General features: G+C 69.0%; 19 protein-coding genes, 1 tRNA gene and 1 pseudogene. 18 read left to right on the forward strand and 3 right to left on the reverse strand.

What is annotated here, in order from left to right:
• Positions 1-68 precede the first annotated feature (68 nt).
• Together MKK68_RS23880 and MKK68_RS23885 are read right to left on the reverse strand one after the other, a co-directional pair.
• A complete protein-coding gene (locus MKK68_RS23880; RefSeq protein ID WP_313898894.1) occupies positions 69-341 on the reverse strand; it encodes a hypothetical protein in 273 nt (90 codons plus the stop codon).
• Positions 342-518: 177 nt separating this feature from the next.
• Entirely contained in the window at positions 519-1,199 is a 681-nt protein-coding gene (locus tag MKK68_RS23885; RefSeq protein ID WP_244033106.1) for a DNA-binding protein, read from the reverse strand.
• A 148-nt stretch (positions 1,200-1,347) separates the two neighbouring features.
• On the opposite strand from MKK68_RS23885, the gene MKK68_RS23890 reads away from it, so the two are divergent.
• Both MKK68_RS23890 and MKK68_RS23895 read left to right on the forward strand, forming a co-directional pair.
• On the forward strand, positions 1,348-2,013 hold the full coding sequence (locus MKK68_RS23890; RefSeq protein WP_147729022.1) for a response regulator transcription factor: 666 nt from the start codon (positions 1,348-1,350) through the stop codon (positions 2,011-2,013).
• Positions 2,013-3,380, forward strand: a complete 1,368-nt coding sequence (locus MKK68_RS23895) for a sensor histidine kinase (protein ID WP_244033107.1) — start codon at positions 2,013-2,015, stop codon at positions 3,378-3,380. The genes MKK68_RS23890 and MKK68_RS23895 overlap by 1 nt, the downstream gene beginning before the upstream one ends.
• A gap of 73 nt (positions 3,381-3,453) precedes the next feature.
• On the opposite strand, the gene MKK68_RS23900 is transcribed toward MKK68_RS23895, so the two are convergent.
• Positions 3,454-3,530 (reverse strand) — tRNA-Asp (locus tag MKK68_RS23900).
• Positions 3,531-3,889: 359 nt separating this feature from the next.
• On the opposite strand from MKK68_RS23900, the gene MKK68_RS23905 reads away from it, so the two are divergent.
• The 16 genes and pseudogenes from MKK68_RS23905 to nuoN all read left to right on the forward strand — a co-directional run bounded on the left by MKK68_RS23905 (position 3,890) and on the right by nuoN (position 19,745).
• On the forward strand, positions 3,890-4,255 hold the full coding sequence (locus MKK68_RS23905) for an NADH-quinone oxidoreductase subunit A (protein ID WP_147728471.1): 366 nt from the start codon (positions 3,890-3,892) through the stop codon (positions 4,253-4,255).
• 39 nt (positions 4,256-4,294) lie between these two features.
• A complete protein-coding gene (locus MKK68_RS23910; RefSeq protein ID WP_147728470.1) occupies positions 4,295-4,882 on the forward strand; it encodes a NuoB/complex I 20 kDa subunit family protein in 588 nt (195 codons plus the stop codon).
• A gap of 9 nt (positions 4,883-4,891) precedes the next feature.
• Positions 4,892-5,539: an NADH-quinone oxidoreductase subunit C gene (locus MKK68_RS23915; RefSeq protein WP_244033108.1), complete on the forward strand. Its 648-nt coding sequence runs from the start codon at positions 4,892-4,894 to the stop codon at positions 5,537-5,539.
• Positions 5,540-5,634: 95 nt separating this feature from the next.
• The gene (locus MKK68_RS23920) at positions 5,635-5,964 is read left to right on the forward strand and encodes a four helix bundle protein (protein WP_244033139.1); all 330 of its coding nucleotides are present in this window, start codon (positions 5,635-5,637) and stop codon (positions 5,962-5,964) included.
• Between the two features lie 78 nt (positions 5,965-6,042).
• Positions 6,043-7,233, forward strand: coding sequence for an NADH-quinone oxidoreductase subunit D (locus MKK68_RS23925; RefSeq protein WP_147728467.1), 1,191 nt, complete (start codon positions 6,043-6,045; stop codon positions 7,231-7,233).
• A 21-nt stretch (positions 7,234-7,254) separates the two neighbouring features.
• A pseudogene (nuoE, locus tag MKK68_RS23930) lies at positions 7,255-8,241 on the forward strand (NADH-quinone oxidoreductase subunit NuoE); the annotation flags it as partial.
• A 67-nt stretch (positions 8,242-8,308) separates the two neighbouring features.
• On the forward strand, positions 8,309-9,610 hold the full coding sequence (nuoF, locus tag MKK68_RS23935) for an NADH-quinone oxidoreductase subunit NuoF (RefSeq protein WP_244033110.1): 1,302 nt from the start codon (positions 8,309-8,311) through the stop codon (positions 9,608-9,610).
• A gap of 5 nt (positions 9,611-9,615) precedes the next feature.
• Positions 9,616-9,762, forward strand: coding sequence for a hypothetical protein (locus MKK68_RS23940; protein ID WP_187275489.1), 147 nt, complete (start codon positions 9,616-9,618; stop codon positions 9,760-9,762).
• Positions 9,763-9,771: 9 nt separating this feature from the next.
• Positions 9,772-11,844 (forward strand): NADH-quinone oxidoreductase subunit NuoG, encoded by a 2,073-nt coding sequence (gene nuoG, locus MKK68_RS23945; protein WP_244033111.1) that lies wholly within the window; start codon positions 9,772-9,774, stop codon positions 11,842-11,844.
• A 9-nt stretch (positions 11,845-11,853) separates the two neighbouring features.
• Positions 11,854-12,876 carry an NADH-quinone oxidoreductase subunit NuoH gene (gene nuoH / locus MKK68_RS23950; RefSeq protein WP_147726109.1) on the forward strand — a complete coding sequence of 341 codons (1,023 nt, stop codon included), beginning with the start codon at positions 11,854-11,856 and terminating at the stop codon, positions 12,874-12,876.
• A 44-nt stretch (positions 12,877-12,920) separates the two neighbouring features.
• On the forward strand, positions 12,921-13,409 hold the full coding sequence (nuoI, locus tag MKK68_RS23955; RefSeq protein WP_147726108.1) for an NADH-quinone oxidoreductase subunit NuoI: 489 nt from the start codon (positions 12,921-12,923) through the stop codon (positions 13,407-13,409).
• A gap of 143 nt (positions 13,410-13,552) precedes the next feature.
• Positions 13,553-14,173: an NADH-quinone oxidoreductase subunit J gene (locus MKK68_RS23960; RefSeq protein ID WP_147726107.1), complete on the forward strand. Its 621-nt coding sequence runs from the start codon at positions 13,553-13,555 to the stop codon at positions 14,171-14,173.
• A gap of 55 nt (positions 14,174-14,228) precedes the next feature.
• Positions 14,229-14,534, forward strand: coding sequence for an NADH-quinone oxidoreductase subunit NuoK (nuoK, locus tag MKK68_RS23965; protein WP_147726106.1), 306 nt, complete (start codon positions 14,229-14,231; stop codon positions 14,532-14,534).
• Between the two features lie 62 nt (positions 14,535-14,596).
• Positions 14,597-16,708 (forward strand): NADH-quinone oxidoreductase subunit L, encoded by a 2,112-nt coding sequence (gene nuoL, locus MKK68_RS23970; RefSeq protein ID WP_147726105.1) that lies wholly within the window; start codon positions 14,597-14,599, stop codon positions 16,706-16,708.
• A gap of 47 nt (positions 16,709-16,755) precedes the next feature.
• Positions 16,756-18,276 carry an NADH-quinone oxidoreductase subunit M gene (locus tag MKK68_RS23975; RefSeq protein WP_244033112.1) on the forward strand — a complete coding sequence of 507 codons (1,521 nt, stop codon included), beginning with the start codon at positions 16,756-16,758 and terminating at the stop codon, positions 18,274-18,276.
• A 14-nt stretch (positions 18,277-18,290) separates the two neighbouring features.
• Positions 18,291-19,745, forward strand: a complete 1,455-nt coding sequence (nuoN, locus tag MKK68_RS23980; RefSeq protein ID WP_243950771.1) for an NADH-quinone oxidoreductase subunit NuoN — start codon at positions 18,291-18,293, stop codon at positions 19,743-19,745.
• The last annotated feature ends 4 nt before the right edge of the window (positions 19,746-19,749 follow it).

The following is a 19,749-nucleotide window of genomic DNA, read 5'->3' on the forward strand; positions in this document are numbered from 1 at the left end:
GGGCCGAGCGCATAGAGGCCCGGCGCCGGGCTGTCCACGCAGGCGGGCCGAAGCCCGCCCGCCCGCGATCAATCGACCTTCTTCAGCGAGCCGAGGTCGACGTCGCCGTTCTGGCTGGTGAAGGTCAGCGACTTGGATCCGCCGTCCTGCTGCGAGACGCCGCCGATCTTGTGGTCGCCGCTGTCGTAGGTCGTGGTCTTGCCGTCCTGCTCGATCAGCAGGCGGTGCTTCTCGGGGAAGAAGGCGTACTTCATCCCGTTCTGCGCCCCGCTGGTCGAGGGCTGGCCGAGGTCCTCCGGCCACCAGGGCTCCATGCCCTTCATCGGCTTCATGGGTTCCATGGGCTTCATCGGTTCCATCGGCTTCATCGGTTCCATCTGGGGCAGGCTCCTTGCGGGTGTCTCGCGTGCGGTCCGTCTCTCGCCAAGACGCGGCAGGGCGGGATCGGTTGCATCGCGCCGGGCCCGTCGAGGCGAGGATCGTGCCGCGCCGCCGGATCGGCGGCGCGGCCGACGACCTCAGAACACGCGCTTCTCGCGGATCTGACCGTCGAAGCCGACATGGAGCTGGCGCTCGCGCCCGTCCTGGCCCTTGGCGGCGACCTCGAGGTGGCGCGGGCCGCGGCCGGTGACGCGGACGTCCGAGTAGCCGGCCGCCTGCACCGAGGCGGTCAGCGCCGGCACGTCGGGGTTGGGCCCGAGCCCGACCTTGTCCTTCGCCCAGTCGAGGGTGCCGGGGGGCGGGCCGCCGGCCGGGCCGAGCAGCACGCGGTTGCCGTCGCCGTGGGTCAGCACCGCCGCGTGCAGGAACCCGTTCTCGAAGCGCCCCTGCACGGTGACGGTCTCGCCCTTGGCGACGAGCTTGCCGTCTTCGCCCTGGCGCCCGGTCTCGACCAGCGCCCGCCCGGTGCCGTCCTGCAGCACGAACTTGTTGCCGAAGATCTCGGCGACCTCGCCCTTGGCGGCGATGCCGCCCGACGGCACCAGCGCCGAGATCGCCACCGGGGCGATCGGCGTGGTCGAGGGCGCGCCGTTCTGCGCCAGGGAGAGGCCGACGGCGCCGAGCGCCAGCGGCGCGGCGATCGCCCCGACGACGAGGGTGCGGCGGGGCAGGCGGCGTGCGGGTCTCGATGCGGCTCCCTCGGCGGCGGCCTGGCGAACCTCGGTGGCGGTGCCGTCGATGACCTGTTCGTTGCTCATGATGAAACGTGACCTGTTCGGTTGGGCCCTTTCGGGTTGACGGCGTTCTAGGAGAGGCCCGCCAATCCACCCTGAACCGCGCGGTTCAGCCCCGGTTAAACCAGCCGGCCTAACCCCCGACGCCCGTTCCCCGAAGGTGCCGAGAACCATGAAAGTCCTGTTGGTCGAGGACGATGCCGCGCTCGGCGCCGAGATCGCGAAGGCCCTGCGCGCGGAAAGCTTCGCCCTCGACCACGCGCGCGACGGCGAGGACGCGCAGCATCTCGGCGAGACCGAGGATTACGACGCGGTGGTGCTCGACCTCGGCCTGCCCAAGCGCGACGGCGTCTCCGTGCTGCAGGCGTGGCGCGCCGCGGGGCGCACGCTCCCGGTGCTGATCCTCACCGCCCGCGACGGCTGGAGCGACAAGGTCGCGGGCTTCAAGGCCGGCGCCGACGACTATCTCGTCAAGCCGTTCCGCACCGAGGAACTGGTGATCCGCCTGCGGGCGCTGGTGCGCCGCGCCCAGGCCAGCGGCGCGAGCCGGCTCGTCTGCGGGCCGCTGAGCTTCGACCCCGGGCTGGGCGCCTTCGAGCGCGACGGCCTGCCCCTGAAGCTCACCGGGCTCGAATGGCGGGTGCTGTCCTGCCTGATGCTGCGCAAGGACGCGGTGGTGCCCCGCCTGCAACTGATCGAGCGGGTCTATGACGGCGACGCCGACGTCGACTCGAACTCGGTCGAGGTCATCATCACGCGCCTGCGCCGCAAGATCGCGCCGGCCCAGATCGAGGCGGTGCGCGGCCACGGCTGGCGCCTGCACGCGGACGCCGCCTGATGGCGCACGAATCCCGGCTAGTAGGCGCACCGCGCACGGGCTCGCTGGCGCGCCGCCTGCTCGCGGCCGCCTTCGTCCTCGTCACCGTCGCGCTGGTCGTGGCGGGCATCGCGATCGGCTTCATCCTCCACCGTTTCGTGCGGGGGCAGATCGACGGCCGGCTCGACGCGCAGATCGTGGCGATCCGCTCCGGGCTGGAGCAGGGCCCCGACGGTCCGCGCCTCGCCCGCGACTTCGACGCGCCGCCCTTCGACCGCGCGGGCTCGGGCTGGGCCTGGCAGGTGCGGCGCGGCGGGACGCGCCTGCGCTCCGCCTCGCTCGGCAGCGACGTGCTGCCCGTGCCGGCCGGCCCCCGTCCCGACGACGGGTCGGAGCGGCCGCAGCCCGCCGACGCGACCGATGCGAACGGACGCGGCCTGATCCTGCGCGTCCTGACGCTGCCGGCGGAGGACGGCGGCGCGCCGACCGTCATCGCCGCCTCCGCGCCCGCCGCGGCGTTGCGCGGGCCGCTGCGCGAGGCCCTGACCACGCTGGCGCTGGCGCTCGCGGTGCTCGGCCTCTGCCTGATCGGCGGGGTGCTGGCGCAGGTGCGCCTCGGCCTCGCGCCGCTGCAGCGCCTGCGCGCGGACCTCGCCGAGGTGCGTGCCGGGCGGCGCGAGCGGGTGCCGGTGGCGCAGCCGACGGAGATCCGGCCGCTGGTCGCCGAGCTCAACGCGCTGCTGGACCAGAACGCGGCCAACCTCGAGCGGGCCCGCACCCATGTCGCGAACCTCGCCCACGGCCTCAAGACGCCGCTCGCCACCCTGACCCTGGCGCTCGCCGACCCGGCCCGCGACGCCGACGGCACCTTGAGCGACCTCGTCGGCTCGATGGATCGGCAGGTCCGCCACCACCTGCGCCGGCCGCGCGCCGCGGCGCTGGAAGGCACGGCCCGCGGCCGGATCGACCTCGCGAGCCCTGTCGGGGACCTCGCCGCGACGCTGGGGCGGCTGCATGCGGCCAAGGGCGTGCGGATCCAGGCAAACCTCGCCGAGGGGTTGGCCGTGGGATGCGAGGCGCAGGACCTCGACGAGATGCTCGGGAACCTGATGGACAACGCCTGCCAGTGGTGCCGCGGCGAGGTCCGCGTCTCGGCGGCCCCGGCCGAGGGGGCGGTGGCGATTCGCGTCGAGGACGACGGGCCGGGCCTCGATCCGGCCGAGGCGGCGTCCGTCCTGCGCCGCGGGCAGCGGCTCGACGAGAGCGTGCCGGGCAACGGCTTCGGCCTGTCGATCACCCTGGAGCTGGCCGAGCTCTACGGCGGCGGCCTGACGCTCGACCGGTCCGGCCTCGGCGGCCTGCGCGCGACCCTTGTTCTGCCGGGCTAGAGCCGAACGCGGAAAGCCCTCGACGGCACGAAGCCGGAGGGCTGATTCGGTCTGGATGGGGAGGGAGGAAACGTGGCGCGGGCGACGGGACTCGAACCCGCGACCTCCGGCGTGACAGGCCGGCACTCTAACCAACTGAGCTACGCCCGCACGGCGCATCCGCTCGAAGGCCCGGTGGGCCTCGGCGACGAGCGGGGGTTTATGTGGGGGGGCAGGGAGTGTCAAGCGCGAGCTTGCCACGCGGAGCGCGATTGTCCGCATGGCCCGATCCCGGTGCCGCCGGGCCGGCTCGGACCTTGCCGGGCCTGCGCCGATCTGCCGTGTTGGCGAAGGCCTGACACAGCGCCACCTGTCTGTCTCAAGCCGCGATTGTGCGACGCGCAAACGGCTTGTTTCACCGGGTCGGCTCGACTAAGCCTCGGCCCGCGCGCACTCTGGCATTGGAGCAATTCCATATCGCCGTTCGGTGAAACTCAGGGCGGCGCAGTCCAGCGCGTGAGAGGTGTCGCATGACCGGTCTCCTGGCGGATTACCTGCCGCTCATCGTGTTCCTCGGCGTATCGCTGTTCATCGCGGCGGCTCTCCTGGTGGCCCCGTTCCTGGTGGCCTATTCGAGCCCGGATCCGGAAAAGCTCTCGGCCTACGAGTGCGGCTTCAACGCCTTCGACGACGCCCGCATGAAGTTCGACGTGCGGTTCTACCTCGTCGCCATCCTGTTCATCATCTTCGACCTCGAAGTCGCCTTCCTGTTCCCCTGGGCCATCACGTTCGGGGATCTCGGCTGGTTCGGCATGTGGTCGATGATGGCCTTCCTCGGGGTCCTCACCGTCGGCTTCGTCTACGAGTGGCGCAAGGGCGCCCTCGAATGGGATTAGCCCGCGTCGTCGCCCCGCCCGTCCGCTCCTGAGGCATCCATGGCCTTCACTCCCGAACTGTCCCGCGCCCCGGCGATCGCGCCGCAGGCCAAGGGGCTCGTCGACCCGAACACTGGACGTCCGATCGGCGCGGACGACCCGACCTTTCTGACGATCAGCGCCGAGCTCGCCGACCGCGGGTTCCTGATCACCTCCACCGACGACCTGATCAACTGGGCCCGCACCGGCTCGCTGATGTGGATGACGTTCGGGCTGGCCTGCTGCGCCGTCGAAATGATGCAGATGTCGATGCCGCGCTACGATTGCGAGCGCTTCGGCTTTGCCCCGCGCGGTTCGCCCCGCCAGTCCGACGTGATGATCGTCGCCGGCACGCTGACCAACAAGATGGCCCCGGCGCTGCGCAAGGTCTACGACCAGATGCCGGAGCCGCGCTACGTGATCTCGATGGGGTCCTGCGCCAACGGCGGCGGCTACTACCACTATTCGTATTCGGTGGTGCGCGGCTGCGACCGGGTCGTGCCGGTCGACATCTACGTTCCAGGCTGCCCGCCGACGGCGGAAGCGCTGCTCTACGGCGTGCTGCTCCTGCAGAAGAAGATCCGCCGCACCGGCACGATCGAGCGCTGAGGTGACGCGATGACCAACGGCATCTCGATCCTCGCCCACACCCAGCCGGTCTCTGGCGACGCGGCGCTGCAGGCGCTGTCGGACCACGTCGCCGGGGCGCTCGGCCCGGCGGTGGTCGAGCGCGCCATCGCGCTCGGCGAGCTGACGCTGATCGTCCAGGCCTCGGACATCGTCTTCGCGCTGACGTTCCTGCGCGACGACCCGGCCTGCGCCTTCCGGAACTTCATCGACATCTGCGGCGCCGACTATCCGAGCCGCGGCGAGCGCTTCGATGTGGTCTACCACCTGCTCAGCCTGCGCCACAATTGCCGCATCCGGGTCAAGGTGCGCACCGACGAGGTCACGCCGGTCCCTTCCGTGATCGAGGTGTTCCCGGCGGCCAACTGGTACGAGCGCGAGACCTACGACCTCTACGGCATCCTGTTCTCGGGCCACCCGGACCTGCGCCGGCTGCTCACCGATTACGGCTTCGAGGGCCACCCCCTGCGCAAGGACTTCCCGCTCACCGGCTTCGTCGAGGTCCGCTACGACCAGGACGAGGCGCGGGTGGTCTACGAGCCGGTGAAGCTGACCCAGGAATTCCGGAACTTCGACTTCCTGTCGCCGTGGGAGGGCACCGAATACGTGCTTCCCGGCGACGAGAAGAAGACGGCTTGAGCGCGAATAGCGAATAGGGAGTGGCGAATAGGGGGTGGGTCGTGGACCGTGCGACGATCAACTCCTATCGGGATCTGAAGGTTTGGCAGGACGCAATGACGCTGGCTGAAGCATGCTACGGTGAGACGCGGTCGTTCCCGCGTGAGGAGACGTTCGGCCTGACGTCACAGATCCGTCGCGCTGCCGCATCCATCGCGGCCAACATCGCCGAAGGGCATGGCCGCGAGACCCCGGGGGCGTTCGTCCAGTTCCTGCGCGTGGCACAGGGATCGCTGAAGGAACTCGAGACCCACGTGATACCCTCGAGCCGCGTCGGTCACATGAAGGCGCCATCCGCCGCCGGTCTGCTCGCGCGCTGCGACGACCTCGGCAAAATGGTGCGTGCGCTGATCCGCTCCCTTCAGAAATCGCCGGACGGCAGGTAGGGCCTCAATCATGACGACGAACCCCTATTCGCTATTGGCTATTCGCTATTCGCCCTTCGGCAGCGCCGGAGTTCAGGCATGACCGAGCATAACATCCGCAACTTCGCGATCAATTTCGGTCCGCAGCATCCGGCGGCGCACGGCGTGCTGCGCCTCGTGCTGGAGCTCGACGGCGAGGTGGTCGAGCGCGTCGATCCGCATATCGGCCTGCTCCATCGCGGCACCGAGAAGCTGATCGAGTACAAGACCTACCTCCAGGTCACGCCGTATTTCGACCGGCTCGACTACGTCTCGCCGATGAACCAGGAGCACGCCTTCTGCCTGGCGATCGAGAAGCTCGCCGGCATCGAGGTTCCGCGGCGGGCCCAGCTCATCCGCACCCTGTTCTGCGAGATCGGCCGGCTGCTCTCCCATCTCCTCAACGTCACGACGCAGGCGATGGATGTCGGCGCGCTGACGCCCCCGCTCTGGGGCTTCGAGGAGCGCGAGAAGCTGATGATCTTCTACGAGCGGGCCTCGGGCGCCCGGCTCCATGCCAACTACTTCCGTCCCGGCGGCGTGCACCAGGACCTGCCGCCCGCGCTGATCGACGACATCGAGGCGTTCTGCGACCCGTTCCTGCAGGTAGTGCAGGACCTCGACGACCTCGTCATGTCCAACCGCATCTTCAAGCAGCGCAACGTCGACATCGGCATCGTCTCGGTGGACGAGGCGATGGCCTGGGGCTTCTCCGGCCCGATGGTGCGCGGCTCCGGCATCCCGTGGGACCTGCGCAAGTCGCAGCCCTACGAGTGCTACGAGGAGATGGAGTTCGACATCCCCGTGGGGAAGAACGGCGACACATACGATCGCCAGGTGATCCGCATGGAGGAGATGCGGGAATCCGTGAAGATCATGCGGCAATGCTGCGTCAAGCTGCGCGAGCCGGCGGGGCAGGGGCCGATCGCCTCGATCGACGGCAAGTTCGCGCCGCCGCCGCGCCGGGAGATGAAGCGCTCGATGGAAGCGCTCATCCACCACTTCAAGCTCTACACGGAAGGGTTCCACGTGCCCGCCGGCGAGGTCTACGCCGCGGTCGAGGCGCCTAAGGGCGAGTTCGGCGTCTACCTCGTCTCCGACGGCACCAACAAGCCGTATCGCTGCAAGATTCGCGCTCCGGGCTTCGCCCACCTCCAGGCGATGGACTGGATGTGCCGCGGGCACCTGCTCGCCGACGTGTCCTGCGTGCTCGGCACGCTCGACATCGTCTTCGGCGAGGTGGACCGGTGAGCTGGAAGGGCCAGAACTGATATGTCGAACCGCAGGCTCGCCCCCGCCGCCGAGCAGCCCGAGAGCTTCGCGTTCACGCCGGAGAACGCGGACTGGGCCAAGGGCCAGATCGAGAAGTACCCGGAGGGCCGCCAGGCCTCCGCCGTGATCCCCCTGCTGTGGAAGGCGCAGGAGCAGAACGGAGGCTGGCTGCCGCGCCGCGCAATCGAGGCGGTGGCCGACGAGCTCGGCATGCCGCACATCCGCGTGCTCGAGGTCGCGACCTTCTACACGATGTTCGCGCTGGAGCCGGTGGGCCGGTTCTGGATCCAGCTCTGCGGCACGGTGCCGTGCGATTCCTGCGGCGCGCGTGAGCTGAAGGACATGCTGCACGCCCGCCTCGGCGCGCCGGGGCACGTGTCCGCCGATGGCAACTTCTCCTGGCTCGAGGTCGAGTGCCTCGGTGCCTGCTGCAATGCGCCGATGGTGCAGATCAACCAGGACTACTACGAGGACCTGACGCCCGAGAGCCTCGGCCGGCTGATGGACGACCTCGCCGCCGGCCGTCCGGTCAAGGTCGGCTCGCAGACCGGCCGCGTCTCGTCGGAGCCGCAGGGCGGCGCCGCGACGCTGACCGACGCGACGCTGTTCGACGGGTCGCGCGTCGGCGCCTGGCGCCAGCGCTTCGAGGACAAGAGCAAGGCCGAGGGCGAGGAGGCCCGGGGCAAGGACGAAGCCGCCTCGACCGAGGCGCGCGCGGCGAGCGAGCCGAAGATCGCCAAGCCCGATGCCGGCCGCGCCGTCGAGCGCCCGGCCGCCGACGCCCCGGCCCAGCGCGCCGCGGACGGCGATGCGCCGACCAAGGCCGGCGACAAGGCCGACGCCGACGTCCTGGATTCGCCGGCCAAGCGCGTCCTCGAGGGCGAGCCCGCCGGCGCCGAGGCGGGCGCGCAGTCCGACCTGCCGCGCGACGCGGTGCCGCCGCAGCCGGAAGCCTCGGGCGCGAGCGGGGACGCGCCCGCCGCGGAGCCATCGAAGCCCGACGCGGCGCCGTCCAAGACCGACCCGGCCACCTGAGACACGGAAAGCCAAAGCCATGCTGGCCGATCAGGATCGTATCTTCACCAACCTGTACGGGTTGCACTCGCCGGGCCTCGAGGCCGCGCAGAAGCGCGGCGCGTGGGACGGCACCAAATACCTTCTCGAGATGGGCCGCGACTGGATCATCGACGAGATGAAGGCCTCGGGCCTGCGCGGCCGCGGCGGCGCCGGCTTCCCGACCGGCCTCAAGTGGTCGTTCATGCCCAAGAAGTCGGACGGGCGGCCGCACTACCTCGTGGTCAACGCCGACGAGTCCGAGCCCGGCACCTGCAAGGACCGGGAGATCATGCGGCACGATCCGCACCTCCTGATCGAGGGCTGCATGCTGGCCTCGTTCGCGATGGCGGCGCATGCCTGCTACATCTACATCCGCGGCGAGTACGTCGCCGAGAAGCACGCGCTGCAGCGGGCGGTCGACGAGGCCTACGCCGCCCGGCTCGTCGGGCAGGACAACGTCCACGGCTACCCGTTCGACATCTACGTCCACCACGGCGCCGGGGCCTACATCTGCGGCGAGGAGACGGCGCTGCTGGAAAGCCTCGAGGGCAAGAAGGGGATGCCGCGCCTCAAGCCGCCGTTCCCGGCCAACATGGGCCTCTACGGCTGCCCGACGACGGTGAACAATGTCGAGTCGATCGCGGTCGCCGGCACGATCCTGCGCCGCGGCGGCGCGTGGTTCGCGGGCTTGGGCGGCAAGAACAACACCGGCACCAAGCTGTTCTGCGTCTCCGGCCACGTCAACAAGCCGTGCAACGTCGAGGAGGAGCTCGGGATCACCTTCCGCGAGCTCGTCGACAAGCATTGCGGCGGCATGCGCGGCGGCTGGGACAACCTGCTGTGCTCGATCCCCGGCGGCTCCTCGGTGCCGCTGGTGCCGGCCGAGCAGATCATCGACGCGAAAATGGACTTCGACACCCTGCGCAACCTCGGCTCCGGCCTCGGCACGGCGGCGGTGATCGTGCTCGACCGCTCGACCGACATCGTCCAGGCGATCGCCCGCATCGCGTACTTCTACAAGCACGAGTCCTGCGGGCAGTGCACGCCCTGCCGCGAGGGCACCGGCTGGATGTGGCGGGTGATGCTGCGCATGGCGGAAGGCCGCGCTCAGAAGCGCGAGATCGACATGCTGCTCGACGTCACCAAGCAGATCGAGGGTCACACGATCTGCGCGCTCGGCGACGCGGCGGCCTGGCCGATCCAGGGCCTGATCCGCCATTTCCGCCCCGAGATCGAGAAGCGGATCGACCGCTACAGCGCCAACCCGCATTCCGATGCGGTGCCGATGGCCGCGGAGTGAAGCCGATGACCGACCAGCCCGACAACCCGAGGCTCGTGTACCTCCGTCGCATCGAAGAGAATCTGGCGGGCGTCCATCGCCGGATCGACCGTCTCGAACTTCCGGTCGAGCGGATCGAGCGCAGGCTCGATCTCGCCGACACGACGCACTGAGAAGCGCGCATGACCAAAATCCTCGTCGACGGCATCGAGGTCGATGTTCCGGCCGAATTCACCCTGCTGCAGGCCTGCGAGATGGCGGGCGCGGAGATCCCGCGCTTCTGCTTCCACGAGCGGCTGTCGATCGCCGGCAATTGCCGGATGTGCCTGGTCGAGCTGAAGGGCGCGCCCAAGCCGGTGGCCTCCTGCGCCTACGCGGTCAAGGATTGCCGGCCCGGCCCGAACGGCGAGCCGCCGGAGGTCCTCACGCGCTCTGGAACGACGAAGAAGGCGCGCGAGGGGGTGATGGAGTTCCTCCTCATCAACCACCCGCTCGATTGCCCGATCTGCGACCAGGGCGGCCATTGCGATCTGCAGGACCAGGCGATGGCCTACGGCGTCGACTCGACCCGCTACGGCGAGAACAAGCGCGCGGTCGAGGAGAAGTACATCGGCCCGCTGGTGCGGACCGCGATGAACCGCTGCATCCACTGCACCCGCTGCGTCCGCTTCCTCGCCGAGGTCGCCGGCGTGCCGGATCTCGGCGCGATCGGCCGCGGCGAGGACATGGAGATCACGAGCTACCTCGAGGAGGCGATGGGCTCGGAGCTGCAGGGCAACGTCGCCGACCTCTGCCCGGTCGGCGCCCTCGTGCCCAAGCCGCAGAGCTACAACATCCGCCCGTGGGAGCTGTCGAAGACCGAATCGGTCGACGTGATGGACGCGGTCGGCTCGGCGATCCGCGTCGACGCCCGCGGCCGCGAGGTCATGCAGATCGAGCCTCGGGTCAACGAGGACATCAACGAGGAGTGGATCTCGGACAAGACCCGCCACCCCGTCGACGGCCTGCGCGTCCAGCGCCTCGACCGGCCGTACCTGCGCGAGAACGGCCGCCTGCGCCCCGCCTCCTGGGGCGAGGCCTTCGCCGCGATCGCGGCCAGGGTGAAGGGCACCGATCCCAAGCGCATCGGCGCGCTGGTCGGCGATCTCGCCGGGGTCGAGGAGACCTACGCGCTCAAGAGCCTGATGACCGCGCTCGGCGTCGCCAACCGCGATTGCCGCCAGGGCGGCGAGCGGCTCGATCCGGCCTGGGGCCGCGCCGCCTACGTGTTCAACCCGACGATCCCCGGCATCGAGGCGGCGGACGCGATCCTGCTCGTAGGTGCCAACCCGCGGACCGAGGCGTCGCTCCTCAACGTCCGCATCCGCAAGCGCTGGCGGATGGGGCCGCTCGCGGTCGGCCTGATCGGCGAGGCCACCGACCTCACCTATCCCCACACCTATCTCGGCGCCGGCACCGACACGCTGACGGCTTTGGCCAAGGGCGAGCACAGCTTCCTCGAGGTCCTGAAGGGCGCCGAGCGTCCGCTGGTGATCGTCGGTGCCGCGGCGCTCGCCGACCCGGCGGTGCTCGCCGCCGCCGCCGCGCTCGCCAAGGACGTCGGCGCCGTCACGCCGGCGTGGAACGGCTTCGGCGTTCTGCACACCGCGGCCGCCCGCGTCGGGGGGCTGGATCTGGGCTTCGTGCCGGGGGAGGGCGGCCTCGACTTCGCCGGCATGATCGCGCCCGGCGCCCTCGACGTGGTGTTCAACCTCGGTGCCGACGAGTGCACGGTCGGGGCCGGCGCCTTCGTGATCTACCAGGGGACCCACGGCGACCGCGGCGCCTCCCGCGCCGACGTGGTGCTGCCGGGCGCCGCCTACACCGAGAAGAGCGCGACCTACGTCAACCTCGAGGGCCGGGTTCAGCAGGCCAACCGCGCCGGCTTCCCGCCGGGCGACGCCCGCGAGGACTGGGCCATCCTGCGCGCGCTCTCGGACGTGCTCGGCCACCGCCTGCCTTTCGATTCGCTGGTGGCCCTGCGCCGGGCGCTCTACGCCGAGCACCCCCACATGGCCGCCATCGGCAGCGTCGAGCCGGGCGACACGGTCGCGGCGGTCGATCGCCTGGCCGGCCTCGGCGGCGAGGTCGCGAAGGCGACCTTCGCCTCGCCGGTGCTCGACTTCTACCTCACCAATCCGATCGCGCGCGCCTCGCGCGTGCTCGCCGAATGTTCGAGCCTCGCCCGCGGGCGCGCCCTCGAAGCCGCCGAGTAAGGGGCCGCCATGACACCTTGGGAAACCGTGGGCCTCGTGCTGCTGCTGGCGCTGAAGAGCTTCCTGCTGCTCGCCTGCCTGCTCGTCTTCATCGCCTACGCGCTGCTTGCCGACCGCAAGATCTGGGCGGCGGTGCAGCTGCGACGCGGGCCGAACGTGGTCGGCCCGTTCGGCCTGTTCCAGTCCTTCGCCGACCTCTTGAAGTTCGTGCTGAAGGAGCCGGTGATTCCCGCCGGCGCCAACAAGGCGCTGTTCCTGCTGGCGCCCCTGGTCTTCGCGACGCTGGCGCTCGCGGCCTGGGCCGTGATCCCGCTCGCGGAGGGCTGGGCGCTCGCCGACCTCAACGTCGGCATGACCTACATCTTCGCGATCTCGTCGCTGGGCGTCTACGGCGTGCTGATGGGCGGCTGGGCCTCGAACTCGAAATACGCTTTCCTCGGTGCGCTGCGCTCGGCGGCGCAGATGATCTCCTACGAGGTCTCGCTCGGCTTCGTGATCATCTGCGTGCTGCTCTGCGCCGGCTCGCTCAACCTGTCGAAGATCGTCATCGCGCAGGACACCTCGCTCGGCATCCTCGGCTGGTACTGGCTGTGGCTGTTCCCGATGTTCGTCGTGTTCTTCATCTCGGCGCTCGCCGAGACCAACCGTCCGCCCTTCGACCTGCCCGAGGCCGAATCGGAGCTCGTCGCCGGCTACATGGTCGAGTACTCCTCGACGCCGTACCTACTGTTCATGCTCGGCGAGTACGTGGCGATCATGACCATGTGCGCGCTCGGCACGGTGCTGTTCCTCGGCGGCTGGCTCTCGCCGATCCCGTTCGCGCCCTTCACCTGGGTGCCGGGGCTGATCTGGTTCGCGCTCAAGGCCAGCTTCCTGTTCTTCATGATCGCCATGGTGAAGGCCATGGTGCCGCGCTACCGCTACGACCAGCTCATGCGGCTGGGCTGGAAGGTTTTCCTGCCCCTTTCGCTCGCCTCGGTCGTCGTCGTCGCCTTCGTGCTCAAGCTGACCGGCCTCGCTCCAGGTGCATGAGTGACGTCGTGCGTGAGCCTCACCCAGGAATCGGAGATCGCGGCATGAAGCTCGATCAGGTCGCCAAGGGCCTTCTGCTGAAGGAGTTCGTCTCGGGGTTCGTCCTCGCGATGAAGTATTTCTTCAAGCCGAAGGCGACGATCAACTACCCCTTCGAGATGGGCCATCGCGGGCCGCGCTTCCGCGGCGAGCACGCGCTTCGCCGCTACCCGAACGGGGAGGAGCGCTGCATCGCGTGCAAGCTGTGCGAGGCGATCTGCCCGGCGCAGGCGATCACCATCGAGGCCGGCCCGCGCCGCAACGACGGCACGCGCCGCACCACGCGCTACGACATCGACATGGTGAAGTGCATCTACTGCGGCATGTGCCAGGAGGCCTGCCCGGTCGACGCCATCGTCGAGGGGCCGAACTTCGAGTTCTCGGTCGAGACCCGCGAGGAGCTGCTCTACGACAAGGAGAAGCTTCTCCTGAACGGCGACCGCTGGGAGCGCGAGATCGCGCGAAACCTCGCGATGGACGCCCCCTACCGCTGACATCCCCGCCCCGTCGCCGGCGCCGCGGGTTGTGCGGCGCGGGAGCGGGTTCTATAGACGGCCGGCCGGGTCCGGACCGTTTTTGCGGACCGTTTTCTCATGAGGCAGAAGGGGCCGCTCCGGCGGCCGATCCCGACAAGCGCATGACCGCAGCCGCCGCCTTCTTCTACCTGTTCGCGGGCCTCACCATCGCCTCGGGCTTCATGGTGATCGCGTCCCGCAATCCCATCGCCTCGGTGCTGTTCCTGATCCTGGCCTTCGTCAACGCGGCCGGCCTGTTCGTGCTGATGGGCGCCGAGTTCCTGGCGATGATCCTGGTCGTGGTCTACGTCGGCGCGGTCGCGGTGCTGTTCCTGTTCGTCGTGATGATGCTCGACGTGGATTTCGCCCAGCTCCGGCAGGGGTTCCAGCAGTATCTCCCGGTCGGCGCGATGATCGGCGCGGTGTTCCTGATCGAGCTTCTGCTCGTCGTCGGCTCGTGGACGATCGATCCCGGCCTGGTGCAGGCGCCGCTCGGCAACGTGGCGGCGGGCGAGCACACCAGCAACACGGTGATCCTCGGCCGGGTGCTGTACACGGAATACGTCTACTTCTTCCAGATCGCCGGCCTGATCCTGCTCGTCGCGATGATCGGCGCCATCGTGCTGACCCTGCGTGACCGCCCCGGCGTGAAGCGGCAGAACATCGCCCTGCAGAACGCGCGGACCCAAGGGGACGCGGTCGAGACCCGGAAGGTGCCCTCGCGCCAGGGCGTCGAGGTCTGATGGCCGCGGCTCGGACGGCTTGGGCGACCCTGAAGACTTGGGCGGAGACAGCACGATGATCGGCCTCAGCCACTACCTCACGGTCGCCGCGATCCTGTTCACGCTCGGCGTGCTGGGGATCTTCATCAACCGCAAGAACGTCATCGTCATCCTGATGTCGATCGAGCTGATCCTGCTCGCGGTCAACATCAACTTCGTCGCGTTCTCGACCTACCTGAACGACATCACCGGCCAGGTCTTCGCCCTGTTCGTCCTGACCGTCGCCGCGGCCGAGGCCGCGATCGGGCTCGCCATCCTCGTGGTGTTCTTCCGCAACCGCGGCTCCATCGCGGTCGAGGACATCAGCATGATGAAGGGCTGAGCGGGGACCCCCGCGACGTCCTTCCGCCAGAAACCCGCTGCCCCGCGAGGCCGGACCGCACGATGTATCACGCGATCGTCTTCTTCCCGCTCATCGGCGCGCTGATCGCCGGGCTGTTCGGGCGCTTCCTCGGCGCGCGGGTCTGCGAGTACGTCACCACCGCCTGCCTCGCCTTCTCGGCGCTCCTGTCCTGGGGCGTGTTCATCGAGGGCGACCACGCCACGCGGGTGCAGGTCGCGACCTGGTTCACGGCCGGCGACCTCACCGTCGACTGGGCCTTCCGCATCGACACGCTGACCCGGGTGATGCTCGTCGTCGTCACCACCGTCTCGACGCTCGTGCACCTCTACTCCGTCGGCTACATGGAGGAGGATCCGCACCGGCCGCGCTTCTTCGCCTACCTGTCGCTCTTCACCTTCGCCATGCTGATGCTGGTGACGGCCGACAACCTCGTGCAGATGTTCTTCGGCTGGGAGGGCGTCGGCCTCGCCTCCTACCTGCTGATCGGGTTCTGGTACGAGAAGCCCTCTGCGAACGCGGCCGCGATGAAGGCCTTCATCGTCAACCGCGTCGGCGATTTCGGCTTCTCGCTCGGCATCTTCCTGGTCTTCGTGCTGTTCGGCTCGGTCGCCTTCGACGGCATCTTCCCGCGGGTGAACGAGCTCAAGGACGCGCATTTCCACTTCCTCGGCCAGGACTGGCACGCGCTCACCCTGACCTGCCTGCTGCTGTTCATGGGCGCGATGGGCAAGTCGGCGCAGTTCCTGCTCCACACCTGGCTGCCGGACGCGATGGAAGGCCCGACCCCGGTCTCGGCCCTGATCCATGCCGCGACCATGGTCACCGCCGGCGTCTTCATGGTGGCGCGCCTGTCGCCGCTGTTCGAGCTCGCGCCCGACGCGCTGGTCTTCGTCACGGTCATCGGCGGCATCACCGCCTTCTTCGCCGCCACCGTGGGCCTGGTGCAGAACGACATCAAGCGGGTGATCGCGTACTCGACCTGCTCGCAGCTCGGCTACATGTTCGTCGCGCTCGGCGTCGGCGCCTATTCCGCCGGCATCTTCCACCTGTTCACCCATGCCTTCTTCAAGGCGCTGCTGTTCCTCGGCGCCGGCTCGGTCATCCACGCGATGCACCACGAGCAGGACATGCGGAACATGGGGTCCTTGCGCCGCTACATCCCGTTCACCACGGCGATGATGGCGATCGGCACCCTCGCGCTCATCGGCTTCCCCTTCACCGCCGGCTACTATTCCAAGGACGCGATCATCGAGGCGGCCTATGCCTCGACGCGTCCCGGGCACACCCTGGCCTTCCTCGCCACCGTGATCGCGGCGTTCTTCACCTCGTTCTACTCCTGGCGCCTGTTCTTCCTCACCTTCGAGGGGCCGGCCCGCTGGGGGGCGCATGCCCACCACGACGACCACGCGGCGCCGGCCGTCGCCCACGCGTCCGCGGCCCACGAGGCCGACGGCGCGCCCGGCCATACCGAGGGCGTCGCCCACGACGATCGCGGCCACGACGTCGAGCCGGCGCACAGGAGCGACCTCGTCGCCGACGACCATCACGGGCATGGCCATCACGGCGATCACACGCCGCACGAATCGCCCCTGGTGATGACGATCCCGCTCGGCGTGCTCGCCTTCGGCGCGCTCTTCGCCGGCCTGATCTTCAAGGACCGCTTCATCGGCGAGGGCATGGAGGCGTTCTGGGGCCACGCGCTGGCGCACGGCCCCGACAACCACATCATGCACGACATCCACCACGTGCCGGCGCTCGTCTCCTACGCCCCGTTCATCATGCTGGTGCTCGGCTTCGTGCTGGCCTTCGTGATGTACATCCGCCGGCCGAAGCTGCCGGCCGAGCTCGCCGCCCAGCAGCCGGTGCTGTACCGGTTCCTGCTCAACAAGTGGTACGTCGACGAGCTCTACGACCGGATCTTCGTGCGCCCGGCCAAGGATTTCGGCCTGTTCCTGTGGAAGCAGGTCGACGGCCGCGCCATCGACGGCGCCGGCCCGGACGGGATCGCGGCCCGCGTCGTCGACGTGACCCGCGGCGTCGTCCGCTTCCAGACCGGCTACGTCTACCACTACGCCTTCGTGATGCTGATCGGCGTCGCGGGCATCCTGAGCTGGTACCTGATGGCCGGCCTGCCGAAGCCGGGGGGGCACTGATGGGCCTCGCGTCGCAAGCCGCCCTCACGAACGGGATGGATCGCTAGATGTTCGGCTTAGGGCTCCTCTCCGGGCTGCTGATCGTGCCGCTCTGCGGCGCGGCCTTCATCCTGACCTTGTCGGGCGACGAGAAGGCGGTGGCGAAGAACGCCCGCTGGGCGGCGCTCGCCACCACGGTCGTCACCTTCCTGCTCTCGCTGGTGGCCTGGAACCGCTACGACGCGACCTCGGCGAGCTTCCAGCTGGTCGAGAGCCATGCCTGGCTCGCCGAGACGATCCGGTTCAAGCTCGGCGTCGACGGCTTCTCGATGCCGCTGGTGCTGCTGACGACGTTCCTGATGCCGTTCTGCATCGGCGCCTCGTGGCATTCCATCGAGACGCGGGTGAAGGAGTACTTCGTCGCCTTCCTCGTGCTCGAGACGACGATGATCGGCGTGTTCCAGGCGCTCGACCTGGTGCTGTTCTACCTGTTCTTCGAGGCCGGCCTGATCCCGATGTTCCTGATCATCGGCATCTGGGGCGGCAAGCGGCGCATCTACGCCAGCTTCAAGTTCTTCCTCTACACGCTGCTCGGCTCGGTGCTGATGCTGCTCGCCATCATGGCGATGTACTGGCAGGCCGGCACGACCGACATCCCGACCCTGCTCCAGACCCGCTTCCCCGTGGGCATGCAATGGTGGCTGTGGCTGGCCTTCTTCGCGAGCTTCGCGGTGAAGATGCCGATGTGGCCGGTCCACACCTGGCTCCCCGACGCGCACGTCGAGGCGCCCACCGCCGGCTCGGTGATCCTGGCCGGCATCCTGCTCAAGATGGGCGGCTACGGCTTCATCCGGATCTCGCTGCCGATGCTGCCGGATGCGAGCCACACCTTCGCGCCGCTCGTCTTCGCGCTGTCGGTGATCGCGATCATCTTCACCTCGCTCACCGCGCTGATGCAGACCGACATCAAGAAGCTGATCGCCTACTCCTCCGTGGCGCATATGGGCTTCGTCACCCTCGGCCTGTTCACCCTCAACGAGCAGGGCATCCAGGGCGCGCTGTTCCTGATGATCTCCCACGGCATCGTCTCCGGCGCGCTCTTCCTCGGCGTCGGCGTGGTCTACGACCGGATGCACACCCGCGAGATCGCCGCCTATGGCGGCCTCGTGAAGCGGATGCCGCTCTACGCGGTGGCGATGATGGTGTTCACCATGGCCAATGTCGGCCTGCCCGGCACCTCCGGCTTCGTCGGCGAGTTCCTGGCGATGATGGGGGCGTTCAAGGCCAACCCGACGGTGGCGTTCTTCTCGGTCTTCGGCATCATCCTGTCGGCCGGCTACGCCCTGTGGCTCTACGCCCGCGTGATCTACGGCAAGCTCGAGAAGCCCAACCTCCAGGGCATCCTGGACCTCGACAACCGCGAGAAGCTGATCCTCGCGCCGCTCGTCGCGCTGACGATCTACTACGGCGTCCACCCGGCCCCGATCCTCGACATCTTCGCCCCCTCCACCGAGGCGCTGATGACGAGCATGAAGGCCGCCCTCTCGAACACGCAGACCGCGGCCGCCGCGCTGCCCCTCGCGCGCTGAAGGCAGGGCCAGAGATGCCGACCGTCCAGACCGTGCAGACCGTCCTGCCCTCGCTCACCCCGCTGCTGCCCGAGCTGATCCTCGGCATCGGCGTGATGGTGCTGATCCTCTACGGCGCCTTCCGCGGCGAGCGCTCCGTCGAGACCGTCAACGTCGGCGCCCTCGCGCTGCTCTTGGTGGCCCTGTTCGTGGTGATGTCGCAGCCGGCCGGCACCAAGGTGACCACGCTGTCCGGCAGCTTCATCCAGGACGGCTTCTCGAAGGTGATGAAGGCCCTGGTGCTGCTGGGCTCGGCCGCGACGATCCTGCTCTCGCGCGACTACTTCCAGCGCGAGCGCATCGACCGGTTCGAGTTCCCGATCCTGATCGTGCTGTGCACGATCGGCATGCTGATCATGGTCTCGGCCAACGACCTGATCGCGCTCTATCTCGGGCTCGAGCTGCAGTCGCTCGCCGCCTACGTCATCGCCGCGTTCCACCGCGACGACCTGAAATCCACCGAGGCCGGCCTCAAGTACTTCGTCCTCGGCGCGCTCTCCTCGGGCATGCTGCTCTACGGCGCCTCGCTGGTCTACGGCTTCACCGGCACGGTGTCGTTCCCGGGCATCGTCTCGGCGCTGCACGAGGATGCCGGCTTCGGCATCGTGCTCGGCATCGTGTTCGTCGCGGCCGGCGTCTCGTTCAAGCTGGCGGCGGTGCCGTTCCACATGTGGACGCCCGACGTCTACGAGGGCTCGCCGACCCCGGTGACGGCGTTCTTCGCCTCCGCCCCGAAGATGGCGGCGATGGCGATGACGGTCCGCGTCTTCATCGGCGCCTTCCCCGACGTGACCGCGATCTGGCAGCAGATCATCGTGTTCATCGCCATCGCCTCGATGACGCTGGGCTCGTTCGCGGCGATCGGCCAGCGCAGCCTCAAGCGCCTGATGGCCTACTCGTCGATCGGCAACGTCGGCTACGCGCTGATCGGGCTGGCCGCCGGCACCGAGGAGGGCATCCGCGGCGTGGTGGTCTACATGATCATCTACCTCGCGATGACGCTCGGCGCCTTCGCGATCATCCTCTCGCTCCGCCGCCGGAACGAGATGTTCGAGACGATCGAGGACCTGTCGGGCCTGTCGCGCACCCATCCGTGGATCGCGTTCTGCCTTGCGATGATGATGTTCTCGCTGGCCGGCATCCCGCCGCTCGCGGGGTTCTTCGGCAAGTTCTACGTCTTCGCCGCCGCGATCCAGGCCAACCTGGTGGCGCTGGCCGTCATCGGCGTGGTCACCAGCGTGGTCGGGGCGTACTACTACATCCGCGTGGTCAAGATCATGTACTTCGACGAGGCCAAGGCGCCCTACGAGGCGATGGCGCCGGGCCTGCGCATCGTTCTCGCCCTGTCGAGCGTCGTCGTGATCCTGTTCTGGCTGCTGCCGGCACCGCTCGTCGGGGCGGCGGGCGCGGCAGCCAAGTCGCTGTTCTAGGGCC

It is taken from the genome of Methylobacterium sp. E-016, assembly GCF_022829745.1.
Lineage (GTDB): Bacteria > Pseudomonadota > Alphaproteobacteria > Rhizobiales > Beijerinckiaceae > Methylobacterium.